The 12,348-nt window shown below is 67.8% G+C and carries 11 protein-coding genes; 4 read left to right on the forward strand and 7 right to left on the reverse strand.

The annotated features are described in order from the left end of the window. Positions 1-111 precede the first annotated feature (111 nt). Positions 112-438, reverse strand: coding sequence for a hypothetical protein (locus GJG85_RS34140; RefSeq protein ID WP_124557104.1), 327 nt, complete (start codon positions 436-438; stop codon positions 112-114). A gap of 32 nt (positions 439-470) precedes the next feature. Beyond that, positions 471-1,976, reverse strand: coding sequence for a hypothetical protein (locus tag GJG85_RS34145; protein ID WP_204384602.1), 1,506 nt, complete (start codon positions 1,974-1,976; stop codon positions 471-473). A 451-nt stretch (positions 1,977-2,427) separates the two neighbouring features. On the opposite strand from GJG85_RS34145, the gene GJG85_RS34150 reads away from it, so the two are divergent. Both GJG85_RS34150 and GJG85_RS34155 read left to right on the forward strand, forming a co-directional pair. Further along, a complete protein-coding gene (locus GJG85_RS34150) occupies positions 2,428-4,596 on the forward strand; it encodes a hypothetical protein (RefSeq protein ID WP_204384604.1) in 2,169 nt (722 codons plus the stop codon). A gap of 7 nt (positions 4,597-4,603) precedes the next feature. Continuing rightward, a complete protein-coding gene (locus GJG85_RS34155; RefSeq protein ID WP_050014153.1) occupies positions 4,604-5,311 on the forward strand; it encodes a DUF3142 domain-containing protein in 708 nt (235 codons plus the stop codon). Between the two features lie 95 nt (positions 5,312-5,406). Here the strand turns inward: GJG85_RS34155 and GJG85_RS34160 are convergent, their stop codons facing one another. Together GJG85_RS34160 and GJG85_RS34165 are read right to left on the reverse strand one after the other, a co-directional pair. Continuing rightward, positions 5,407-6,243, reverse strand: a complete 837-nt coding sequence (locus tag GJG85_RS34160) for an alpha/beta hydrolase (RefSeq protein ID WP_050014152.1) — start codon at positions 6,241-6,243, stop codon at positions 5,407-5,409. Between the two features lie 133 nt (positions 6,244-6,376). After that, entirely contained in the window at positions 6,377-7,210 is an 834-nt protein-coding gene (locus GJG85_RS34165; protein ID WP_050014151.1) for an oxidoreductase, read from the reverse strand. A 94-nt stretch (positions 7,211-7,304) separates the two neighbouring features. Between GJG85_RS34165 and GJG85_RS34170 the strand changes: the two genes are divergently transcribed. Beyond that, complete coding sequence (locus GJG85_RS34170) at positions 7,305-8,276, forward strand: AraC family transcriptional regulator (protein WP_050014150.1); 972 nt, start codon at positions 7,305-7,307, stop codon at positions 8,274-8,276. 41 nt (positions 8,277-8,317) lie between these two features. Here the strand turns inward: GJG85_RS34170 and GJG85_RS34175 are convergent, their stop codons facing one another. Further along, complete coding sequence (locus GJG85_RS34175) at positions 8,318-8,968, reverse strand: CoA pyrophosphatase (RefSeq protein ID WP_239469020.1); 651 nt, start codon at positions 8,966-8,968, stop codon at positions 8,318-8,320. A gap of 240 nt (positions 8,969-9,208) precedes the next feature. Here GJG85_RS34175 and GJG85_RS34180 point away from each other — a divergent pair, with 240 nt between their 5' ends. After that, positions 9,209-10,069 carry a PhzF family phenazine biosynthesis protein gene (locus GJG85_RS34180; RefSeq protein ID WP_204384606.1) on the forward strand — a complete coding sequence of 287 codons (861 nt, stop codon included), beginning with the start codon at positions 9,209-9,211 and terminating at the stop codon, positions 10,067-10,069. Positions 10,070-10,096: 27 nt separating this feature from the next. Here GJG85_RS34180 and GJG85_RS34185 read toward each other — a convergent pair whose 3' ends face one another. Together GJG85_RS34185 and GJG85_RS34190 are read right to left on the reverse strand one after the other, a co-directional pair. After that, positions 10,097-11,260 carry an aldose epimerase family protein gene (locus tag GJG85_RS34185; RefSeq protein ID WP_089490295.1) on the reverse strand — a complete coding sequence of 388 codons (1,164 nt, stop codon included), beginning with the start codon at positions 11,258-11,260 and terminating at the stop codon, positions 10,097-10,099. A gap of 104 nt (positions 11,261-11,364) precedes the next feature. Next, positions 11,365-12,270 carry an AraC family transcriptional regulator gene (locus tag GJG85_RS34190; RefSeq protein WP_050014147.1) on the reverse strand — a complete coding sequence of 302 codons (906 nt, stop codon included), beginning with the start codon at positions 12,268-12,270 and terminating at the stop codon, positions 11,365-11,367. Positions 12,271-12,348: the final 78 nt, after the last annotated feature.

The raw sequence follows: 12,348 nt of genomic DNA on the forward strand, positions 1-12,348 counted from the left end.
CGGTTCGTCGATTATCGGACCAAATTGCGCGGGCGCAAGGCCCACGCGATGCATCGTGCCCCTAAGCGATCGACCGACGCCCGATGGCGGGCGCGGTCCTCATCGCGGCCATCAGCGTTGCGGATGGCATTCCCAGTTGTTGTACGTCGGCCGATCGATCGGCGTGAGCCCCGGAATCATGAACACCGTACAGCCGAAACGCCGCCCCTTGCCGGTCGTCGCGTCGTAACTCACCTTCTGGCCGCCGAGCCCGTCCTTCTTCCCGTACTGGACGTTGGCGATCGTGATCTCGTCCGACGACGCGAGCCCGAGCGTCTTCGCGGTCGACGTCTGCACGTCGACCATGTTCATCTGCGTCGAGCCGCACGCGGCGAGCACGAGGCCGGCGACCGTGACGCCCAGCGCGGTCCGTACGGTGCAATGCAAGGTTTGCTTCATGGTTTCTCCTTCGATTTCCCAATGCGAGGCGCTTACGTGCCCGGCGTATAAAAGCTGGCCTGGATCTGGCTGCCGATCGTCGCGACGTACGATTGCCAGAGCAGCGCCATCGCTCCCGTCGCGTTGACGGCCAGCGCGGGCCACGACGCGCTCTGCGGCGCCACCGTCGACGCGCTCCACGCGCCCTTCCGGTAGCTGGCCGCGATGACGGCCGACGCACCCGGCAAACCGGTGTCCTGCCACGCGGCCGTCACGTTGCCGCCCGCATCGACCACGAGCGGCGGGTACTGGAGTGCCGCGCCGTTCAGGTGTTCGGTCAGCCGCTGCAACGGCCCCCAGTTGCCGCTGGCATCGGACACGCTCACCTGCAGCGCCGCGCCGCCTTCCGCCCACATCGCGGCGGCCACGCCGTTCTCGTTGACGGCGAGCATCGGCGTCGCGATGAAACCGGTCGGCTCGACGATGGCGGGCGCGACGGGTTGCGACGGCTGCCACCCGGTGCCGGACACGTAGCGTTGCGACATCGTGGTGGTGGTGAGCTTCCCGCCCGTCACGTCGAGCTGCCCCCAGAGCAGCGTGATGTCGCCCTTCGCGTCCATGCCGGCCACCGGCGAGATGATCGTCGTGAACAGGCTCGTGTTCGATACGGCCTGATTGACGTCGGTCCAGCCGTTGGCCGGGTCGTACGTGGCCGTCCACAGCGCCGAGTGCGTATGGTTGGTCTGCCGCCACGCGAGCACGGCGCGGCCGGACGACAGCACCGAGATCATCGGCCCCACGTTGTCGGTGTCGCCGGTCACCGCGCCCGGCCCGGTCTGCACCGGCATCTGGATCAGCGCCGTCGGCGACCACTGTCCGGACTGCGTGTAGCGCGTCCATGCGATACGCGTATCGAGCAGGCTGATCGACTGCGTCCACGCGACGAGCGCGTTGCCCTGGCCGTCGATGCCGGCCGAATAGGTCGACCCCGTCACGTCCGGCGCGACTTCGAACGCCGCGCCCCAGCCGCCGGCCGGGCTGTACGGGCGTGCCCACAGCGCATACGTGTTCGGGCCCGGCATCCATTCGGTCCAGAACGCGACGGCCTGCCCGCTCGCGTTGCCGACCACGCGCGACGGGCTCGAGCTCGTCGTGTTCATCGAATGCGAGCCGTCGCCCGTGTCGAGCCGCGTCGCGGTTCCCCAGCCCGAGCCAGCGGCATAGCGCGCGCCCCACATCTCGTTGCCGTTCGCGCCGGTCGGGCCGTTGGTCATCCACGTGGCGAGCGCATTGCCGCTCGCGTCGATCGTCACGCTCGGGGCGCCCTCCGGCCCCTTGCCGTCCACCGCGGCGGCCGTCGACCAGCCGGCCTGCGGCTGCGTGGCGCCGCCGCCGGTCGGGCCGCCTGTCGACCCGCCGCCGGGCGACGTCGAGCCGGACGGCGAACCGGGATTCGTCGGCGTCGACGACGACGCGCCGCCGTTCGTCGCGACATCGTCGCCGCCGCATGCGGTCAGTGCGAGCGCGGCCGCCATGACCATCCATGTAATGGGTTTCATCGGAATCCTCTTGTTTTCATTTGTCGGCGTACTCTCGTCTGCCGTTGGGCGGATACGGCGCATCGTTTCGCCCGCACAATCGTTAAGCAATGCTATTGAACAGGCATGGAAACCGGCATCTTCCCGTGTCCATTTCATGATCGCTTCCGTCGTGCGGATCAACGCGAATGCCGCTTTCGGCAGCCCTCCCCGTCGTGCAGCGCGGCCCCCGTCAGGTCGTCCATCGTCGGACGTCCACCACTGCCGGCTGCATCTTAATTCAAGCGATCCGGATTCAAGGTGGCGTTGCGTCCACACTGAGTGGATTTCCGTTTCGCGGGCGCCGGCCCCCGGCGCGGCTGGCAGGCCGGCACACTGCCGGACATGACGGCCCGTGAGGTACGATACGCGCCGGGGCAACGCGCCCCCTGAGAGAACCGGCCGTCGCGGCCCCCTACCCGACACAAGAAAAATGCCAAGAAACCCGACGCTGAACCGAAACCTGTTCGCCGCGCTGGCGGCCAGCCTGCTGTGGATGCCGGCCGCCCATGCGAGCGGAGACGACGGCTGCTGCGTGCCGAACACGCTCCGGCAGACGTCCTACTCGTGCGGCAACGTACCGATGCTGACGCCCGCCAACGACACGCGCATCAACGCGATGCTGATGATGGTCGACAGCGCCAAGGTCGCGCAGGTGTTTCCCGACCCGAAGACCATCCCCGCGAAAGAGCGGATCGACCGGATCATCGTGCCGTTCCCGATGGACTTCTCCGGATGGATCGACATCGGCCAGAAGGCGCCCGACAAGACCGGCGGCGGGACGGATGCCGATGCGTCGTCGAACCGGTACGCGGACGGCGAAGGCAGCATCTGCCGCAGCATGAGCGCGGGCGCGGACGCGTTCAACGATGCACTGGGCGGCGCCGGCGGCCTGCCCGCCGACGAAGCCGCGCGCCTGCGCGCGGCGCGCGCCGACATCGCGCAGAAGACCTGTGCCGCGGGCGGCGCGAGTGCCGCGTGGACGAAGCCGCCGGTCAAGTCGCCGCTCGGCCAGCAGTTCGCCGCGTACCTCGACGGCACGAACGCGTTCTACCGCGCCGACTTCCTCACCGCGACCCGCGCGTTCGCGAACGCCTCGCACAGCGCGGACCCGTGGCTGAAGGAAACCGGCCTGTACATGGCCGGGCGCGCGCAGTTGAACGCCGCGCAAGCCAACGCATTCGACAACGACAGCCCGACGCCGACGCGCGCGCGCGTGACGAAGGTATCGCTCGACGCGGCGAACACGGTGTTCCAGACCTACCTGAAGGTGTATCCGAAGGGGCGCTACGCGGTGTCCGCGAGCGGGCTGTTGCGACGGGTCGCGTGGCTCGGCGGCAATGTCACGCAGCAGGCGGACCTGTACGGCCATGCGCTCGCGCGCTGGTCGCCGGCGACGTCGAACGTGCCGCTGATGCAACTCGCGAACGAACTCGACAGCAAGCTGCTGTTCGGGTCGGAATTCGACGCGCGCCAGATCCAGTCGCCGACCGTGCTCGCCACCGTCGACCTGCAGCGCATGCGCACGTCGGACAGCACCGATGCGAGCCGCAAGCCGATGACGCTGGACGAGCTGCAGGCGCAGAAGCCGCGCTTCGCGAACGCGCCCGCGCTGTACGACTACCTGCTCGCGACCTGGTACGTGCAGCTCGGGCACAAGCCGGACGCCGCCCTCGACCTGTTGCCGCAGACGCCCGCCGCGCCGCTCGACTACTTCGGGCTGAGCCAGCAGGCGCTGCGCGGGTTCGCGCTGGAGGACAGCGGCCAGAACGACAAGGCCCGCCAGCTGTGGCGCGACCTGATCCCGCTCGCGACGTTCCGCTTCCAGCGCGAAATGCTCGAACTCGCGCTCGCGATCAACCTGGAGCAGGCCGGGCTCGTCAACGACGCGTTCGCCGACGATTCGCCCGTGCAGAACGCCGCGATCCGCGGGGTGCTGCTGCAGCGCACGGCCAATGCCGACCTGCTGCGCGCGCAGGCGCAGAATCAGGCGACCACCGGCGCGCTGCGCAGCACCGCGCTGTACACGTTGCTGTACAAGGAGCTCACGCGTTCGCACTACGCGGACTTCCTCGCCGATACCGCGCTGGTGCCCGGCACGCCCACCGATCCGGTGAAGCCGTTCGTCGCGGCCGGCGCGAAAAACGAAGACGGCTACACGTGCCTGTCGGCGCGCGACATCGCCGCGACGCTGCAGCAGAATCCCGCCGATCCGAAAGGGCTGAACTGCCTCGCCGATTTCGTGCGGCTGCATCCGCCCATGTCCGGCCTCGAAAGCGATCCGGTGCCGCTGTGGATCCGCAACGCGTCGAATACGGCCGCCACGCGCGTGCCGCCGACGCTCGGCGCGACGCCGTCGCAGTTCGCGGGCAAGCCGTACGAGCGGATGTCGAGCTACGTGACGGTGATGGCCGATACGCAGGCGAACCCGAACGACCGCGCGTACGCGTTCTATCGCGCGATCAAATGCTATGCACCGGGCGGCTCCAACGAATGCGGCGGCAAGGACGTGCCGAAGAGCACGCGCAAGCGCTGGTTCGACACGCTGAAGACCGCCTATCCGGGCAGCCCGTGGGCGCAGAAGCTCCGCTACTACTGGTAAGCGCCGCATGAAGCGCATCGCGTGCGTCGCGCTGCTGCTGGCCGCGCGCGTCGCGCTCGGCGGCACCGTCGACGCCGCGCGGTACGACGCGTTCTGGCTGTGGGCGGGCGTGAAGCCGCAGGCGGTCGTGCGCGGTGCGCGCATCGTCTACGTGCTGCAAGGACAGATCGAAGCGTCGCCGCAAGACGAGTCGCAGGTGCGCGTGATCGCGCAGGGCGTCGCGCTGCCGCCCGCGCCCGATGCGCGCGTGTGGCTCGTCTATCGGGCGCATACGCTGCGCTGGACGCCGCGCGTCACGCAGATCATGCTCGCGCAGCTCGCACGCTGGCGTGCGTCGGGTCGCACGATCGCCGGCATCCAGATCGACTTCGATGCCGGCACGCGTCATCTTCAGGATTACCTTGCGTTCCTGCGCACGTTGCGCGATACGTTGCCCGCCGATTGCCGGCTCAGCATCACGGGGCTGCTCGACTGGAGCAGCCGCATCGATACCGACCAGGTCAACCAGCTCAAGGGGATCGTCGACGAGGTGGTCGTGCAGACCTACCAGGGCCGCCGCACGATTCCCGACTATGCGGCGTACCTGCCGCGCGTCGCGCGGCTGCAACTGCCGTTTCGGATCGGCGTGATCCAGGGCGGCGAATGGGATGCGCCGCCGTATCTCGCGTCGAATCCGTGGTTTCGCGGTTATGTCGTATTCCTGCGCAACGGTTAGCGGGTGAAAACACGGCGCGGGCGATCGCAGCCGCGGCTGGATCGCCCGCCTTCAATCACGGCGCCGCCCGCCGCAGCGGGCCGGCGCCGCCATCCTTACGCCCGCACGAACGCGAGCAGATCGGCGTTGAGCACGTCGGCGTTGACCGTCAGCATCCCGTGCGAATAGCCCGGGTACGTCTTCAGCGTGCCGTTCTTCAGCAGCTTGATCGACTTCAGCGCGGCATCCGCGATCGGCACGATCTGGTCGTCCTCGCCATGCAGCACGAGCGTCGGAACGGAGATCGACTTCAGGTCGTCGGTCTGATCCGTTTCCGAAAACGCCTTGATGCCGTCGTAATGCGCCTTCGCGCTGCCTTCCATCCCCTGCCGCCACCAGTTGCGGATCACGCCCTGATGCACGGTTGCACCTTCGCGGTTGAACCCGTAGAACGGGCCGCTCGGCACGTCGAGGAAAAACTGCGCGCGATTGTCGGCGAGCGCTTTGCGGAAGCCGTCGAACACCTCGAGCGGCAGGCCTTCGGGGTTCGATTCGGTTTTCAGCATCAGCGGCGGCACCGCGCTGACCAGTACGGCCTTCGCGACGCGGCCGGCCGGCTCGCCGTGCTTCGCGACGTAGCGCGCCACTTCGCCGCCGCCGGTCGAGTGACCGATATGCACCGCATTGCGCAGGTCGAGCGCCTCGACGACCGCGAATGCATCCGCCGCGTAATGATCCATGTCGTGACCGTCCGACACCTGCGCCGAGCGGCCATGGCCGCGCCGGTCGTGCGCGATCACGCGATAGCCGTTCTGGACGAAGAACAGCAGTTGCGCATCCCAGTCGTCGCTGGACAGCGGCCAGCCGTGGTGGAACACGATGGGCTGCGCATCTTTCGGGCCCCAATCCTTGTAGAAAATCTCGACGTTGTCCTTCGTGGTGACGTACGGCATCGCGGTGCTCCTGTGAGGTGGATGAACGTGGCGAACGGGCCGCCGTCATTATCGGCTTTATTGTGAAACCGCGACGCCATCGTGCAATGCGATGGCCGATCATTCACCGGCAGGAAACGAACGACGCAGCGCGTCAGCCGTCCGTCGACACCGTCACGGCTTCCCACGCGCGGATTTCGTCGTCCAGCGCCGCCAGCTTATCGCGCACGAGCCGCAACGCATCGCTGCCGAGCAGCAGATGCGCGGGCGGATGGTCCGCTGCCATCACGGCGAGCATCGCCCGCGCGGCCTTCGCGGGATCGCCCGGCTGCTTGCCGCTTTTTTCCTCGCGCGCGCGGCGGATCGGGTCGAACAGCGCATCGTAGTCGGCGATCGAGCGCGGCGTGCGCGCCATCGAGCGGCCGGCCCAGTCGGTGCGGAACGAACCCGGCGCGACGGCCGTCACCGCGATGCCGAACGGCTCGAGCTCCTTGACGAGCGTCTCGGAAATACCTTCCAGCGCGAACTTGCTGCCACAGTAGTACGCGATGCCCGGCATCGTGATGTGCCCGCCCATCGACGTGATGTTCAGGATGCGGCCGCGCCGGCGCTCGCGCATGAACGGCACGACGGCCTTCATCATCGCGACCGCGCCGAACACGTTCACGTCGAACTGCCGCCGCATCGCGTCGAGCGGCGACTCCTCCATGATCCCTTCGTGCCCGTAACCGGCGTTGTTCACCAGCACGTCGACGGGCCCGACGTTCGCCTCGATGTCCGCGACGACGCCGTCGATGCGCTCGAAATCGGTCACGTCGAGCACGCGCGCGACGGCCGCCTGCGCGGACAGCGCTTCGAACGCGCGCGCCGCCTGCTCGCTGCGTACCGTGCCGACCACCGTGTGACCGGCGGCCAGCGCTTCCTGGGCCAGCGCGCGGCCGAAACCGCTGCTGACGCCGGTAATGAGCATGAGGTTGCCGGATGCCATGCGAGCTTCTCCCGAATGTGGATTGAAGCGTGCATACTAGTCTGACGAACGACGCCGAATAAGCCCGATTCCGCTGATTTTCTTGCACAAAACTATGAGCACAGTGCCCGCCTCCGCCCGACCTCCATTGCTGTCGCCGCGTGACCGAAAGCGCCTGGTGACGCTGCTGCGCGCGCTGGCGCCCGACGAGGGCTACAACCTGACCGCGCTGCCGAGCGTGCGCGTCCTGCGCTCGAACCGCGCGCTGTCGCGCACGCCGGTGCTGTACGACCCGGGCATCGTGATCGTGTGCCAGGGATCGAAGCGCGGCTACTTCGGCGGCGAGCGCTATCTGTACGACGAACACCATTACCTGGCCGTGTCCGTGCCCGTCCCGTTCAGCATGGAGACCGACGCGACGCCCGAGCGCCCGCTGCTCGCGCTGTACCTGCACCTCGATTTCACGCTGGCCGCCGAACTCGCCGCGCAGATCGACCGGGCCGGCGTCGCGGAAACCGTGCAGGCGCCGAAGAGCATGATGTCGACGCCGATGGACGAAGCGATGCACGCATCGGTGCTGCGTTTCGTCGACGCGATGCAGCGGCCGCTCGACGCCGCGGTGCTCGGCCCGGCGCTGCTTCGCGAGTTGTATTTCCGCGTGCTGACCGGCGCGCAGGGCAACGCGATGCGCAGCGCGCTGGCGATGCGCGGGCAATTCGGCCGGATCGGCCGATCGTTGCGGATGATCCACGCCGATTACGCGCGGCCGCTCGACGTGTCGCAACTGGCCGACGCAGCCGGCATGAGCGTGCCGAGCTTTCACAGTCACTTCAAGGCGATCACGCAGGTGTCGCCGATGCAGTACCTGAAGTCGACGCGCCTGCATCAGGCGCGATTATTGATGGTGCGCCAGGACCTGACGGCGGAGGCGGCCGGCTACGCGGTCGGCTACACGAGCCCGTCGCAGTTCAGCCGGGAGTTCAAGCGCCTGTTCGGTTCGACGCCGGCGAAGGAAGCGCAGCGCATGCGCGCGAGCTTCGCGATCCCGGAAGCGTTCGACGATGCGGTGTTCGTGTCGTCGCATTGATGCCATTCACGTGCGCTGAACGCCGACCGCGACGCACGCGTTCATCGCGCGGCATCGAGCGCGAGGCCGGCCAGCGACTTCAGGATGAACGCGGTCACTCCCCAGATGTCCTGCGGCTGATCCGCCCAATACCAGCCGCCGGCACGTTCGCCGTCCGCGTATTGCCGCGGCAGATCCGGATTCAGCAGCGCGGCGAACGGGAACTCGAAAATTTCCTCGACTTCGGCCGGCGCGGCCGCCCACGCGGCGGCTTCCGGCACGATGCCGACCACCGGAAAGATCGCGTGATTCCGCTTTCGGGTCTTGTGAATCGGCAGGCTGCCGATCACGCGCACCGCAGCGGGATCGAGGCCGATTTCCTCGAATGACTCGCGCAATGCGGTCGCGCCGATGCTCGCGTCGGACTCGGTCGGGCGGCCGCCCGGGAAGCTCACGTGCGACGAATATTCGCTGAGCCCCGACGATCGTTTGGTGAGCAGGATCGTCGGCTCGCGCCGCGCGACGATCGGGACCAGCACGGCGGAGAATTTCCACTGGCGGTCGTTGTCCGTGAGGTAAAGCCGCGCCGTCGGCCACTCCGTATCGGCGGGAATCCGGAGCGCTTCCACGCCGCGCACGATCGTTTCCAGCGCGGTGTACGGTGAATCGGTAGGCGCGTCGCGGGGATGCAGGACGCCTTCGTCGGATGTCATGTCTTCCTCCTGCATGCGTGAAAGTCGGGGTCGCACGCGATTGCTCATCGCACCCCTTCGAACGTGATCGTCTGTTCCGGCGCAAAAACCGACTGCCGCTGCCGGCTCGCCGTCAGCGAATCGGTGCACATCGATCATGCATGAAAACCGGACGGCACGTGTGCCGCCACCTTCGTCGAATCATGCAGGCACAATGGCGTACGGCATGCCCTTCCCGGCTGCGATCCATACGAAATGCCCATGCCCCCCTACACCTTCCGCCTGCTGAACGTCTTCGCCGAATCGACGTTCGGCGGCAATCCGCTTTGCGTGTTCGACGATGCGCGCGGCATGGACGACGCGACCATGCAGGCGCTCGCCGTGCAGTTCAACCTGTCGGAGACGACCTTCGTGCTGCCGTCCGAGCGGGCGCATGCACGCGTGCGCATCTTCACGCCCGGCTACGAGATGGCGTTCGCGGGCCATCCGACGCTCAGCACCGCGCACGTCGTGCGCGAGCGGCTCAACGCAGGCGATGCGCTGACGCTGGAATTCAAGGCCGGCGTCGTCGACGTCACCGCGCGCGACGACGTGTGGACCTTCATCGCGCCGCACGCCGGCATGCCGAACACGGCGCCGTGCACGTTGTCCGATGCGCGGATCGCGGCGCTGCTCGGGCTCGCCGAGGACGACCTGCTCGCGCCGCCGCTGTGGGTCGACACCGGCGCCGACCAGTTGCTGGTCGCGCTCAAGGACCCGGCCGCCGTGCGACGCGCGCAGCCTGACAGCGCGCATCTCGACATCTGGCCGCGAAGCAGCCTCGGCCGGAAGACCGCCTATGTGTTCGCGTTCGACGCCGAACGGCCGGGGACAGTCGTGTCCCGCTACTTCTTCGTGAAGCAGGGCGGCGGCGTATCGGAAGATCCGGGCACCGGATCGGCCTGTGCGAACCTGGGCGGCTGGTTGCTTGCCGCCAGTCACGATCTGCCGGCCGCGTTTCGGGTCGAGCAAGGCGAAGCCGTCGGCCGGCCTTGCGTGCTGCGGTTGTCGGTCGATGCGGCGGGCAAAATCGGCGTCGGCGGGCGCGTGATCGAAATCGGGCGCGGCACGATCAACATGTGACCGACACGCGCGCGCCAGCGCCGACGGTCATCGCGCGCCCACCCGCCACACCGTCACTTCGTGCAGCGTGTCGCCCGGCTTGAGCACCGTCGACGGGAAGGCCGGACGATTCGGCGAATCGGGAAAATGCTCGGCTTCCAGCGCGAACGCATCGGTTTGCCGGTAGGCGGTCCCGCCCTTGCCCGCGACGCTGCCGTTCAACCCGTTGGCCGTATAGAACTGCAGCCCCGGCTGCGTCGTGTACAGCTCGAGGAAACGCCCGGACGCCGGGTCGTAGGCGCGCGCGGCAAACGCCGGCGCCGGCTGGCCGCCCTGGTCCAGCACCCAGTTCTGGTCGTAGCCATGCGCGATCGCCAACTGCGGATACGCATCGCGCAAATGCGCGCCGATCGGCGTCAACTGGCGCAGATCCATCGGCGTGCCCGCGACGCTCGTCAGTTGTCCGGTCGGAATCGACGTATCGTCGGTCGGCGTGAAACGCGAGGCGGCGATCTCGATCAGTTGCCGCTCGACGCTGCCGCCGGCGTGCCCCGCCAGATTGAAGTAGCTGTGGTTGGTCAGGTTGACGACCGTGTCCTTGTCGGTCGTCGCGCGGTAGTCGATGCGGATCTGGTCGTCGCGGGTCAGCGTGTAGGTCACGTCCGTCGTCAACGTGCCGGGGAAGCCGTTCTCGCCGTCGGGGCTCACGTAGCGCAGCGTGACGCTCGAACCGGCCGCGTCGCTGTGCGTGCCGGTGACCTTCCACACCTTCGCGTCGAAACTGTCGGGGCCGCCGTGCAGCGTGTTCGGCCCGTCGTTGACCGGCAGCGTCCACGTCTTGCCGTCGAGCGCGAAACGCCCGCCCGCGATGCGGTTCGCATACCGGCCGATCAGCGCGCCGAAATGGATGTTGCCGTTGTGCGCTTCGTAGTCGCGCAGCGAATCGAAGCCGAGCACGATGTCGGCAACGTGGCCGGTGCGGTCCGGCACGTCGAGCGCGGTCACGATGCCGCCGTACGTGATCACTTTCAGCGTCACGCCGTGCCGGTTCGCGAGCGTGTACTGGCTCACCGCCTGCCCGCTCGCGGTCGTCCCGTAATCGGCGCGGCTGATCGACACGTCGGCTGCCGCCAATGCGATGGCGGCATGCAAGCCGAACGTTGCGAACACACCTATCGCGAGCATCGATTGTCGCGGCCAGTGTCGTTTCATGAAAACCTCCGAAGTGATGCGGCCCGTGCTCGCATGCAAGTCGCATGCCTGCACGTCGCCGCGTGTGTCATGCCGCGCGCCCCGCCTCCGTCGTATCGCGACGCTCACGTATGGTCCGCGCGCCACCGGCGTGGCGTGACACCGGTCAATCGCGCAAAGGTTCGCGAGAAATGGCTCTGATCGGCGAAGCCGCACGCAACGGCGATCATGCTCAACGGCACGTTCGGGTTGCGCATCCATTCCTTCGCCCGTTCGACGCGCTGCACGACGAGCCAGCGATGCGGCGGCAGCCCGGTCGTTCGATGAAACGCCTTGACGAAATGGCTGCGGGACAGCCCGCACGCGCTCGCGACGTCGGCCAGCCCGATGTTGCCGTCGAGGTGCGCGAGCAACAGCTCCTGCGCACGGCGCGCCTGCGACGGCGTGAGCTTGCCGTCCGACCTTTCCCGCCGTTCGCCGACGCCGCCGTAACGGTGCGCGACGTGTGCCTGAAACGCCAGCCCCACGTGATCGATGAAGATCTGCGATGCTTCGCCCGGCCGGGCCAGCGCCGGCAGTAGCGACTGGCCGAGCGCGTGGATGATCGAGTCGTGGGTGCTCAGATGCGGCGGCAGGTAAAGCTGCGGCCGCTGCCGGCCGCCGAGGTCGTCGACCGTTTCCTCGAGCGTGTGGCGCGGCAGGTGGAAATGCAGGCAATCGAACGCGCCCTTGAGGTCGGCCACCCAGCGACGGTCGAGATCGTAGATCGACACGGTTCCCGCGTCATACGGGACGAACGGCGCGGGGCGGCCATCGAGCCACAGATCCTGTTCGCCGAACGGACGCAACTGCAATACGATGAGATCCGTATTCTCGAGTTCGTACGGTGCGGTCAGCCCCATGTTCCGGCGCAAGCTCTGGAGTCGGACGATACCGATTTGCCCGTGCGGCAACGCTTGCGTGACGACGGTCTGCCTGACGTCGGCGGGGAGGAAATCGGACGGTGCGGTGTCCGGCTGAGGGGCGCTCATGGGGCGATGCGGATCGCGAATGACGATACCCGCCACTCTAGCAAATCGCGGCGACGCACGCTGCTCATGCCGCCCCGG

The sequence above is a fragment of the Burkholderia sp. MS389 genome (assembly GCF_016899425.1).
GTDB lineage: Bacteria > Pseudomonadota > Gammaproteobacteria > Burkholderiales > Burkholderiaceae > Burkholderia > Burkholderia sola.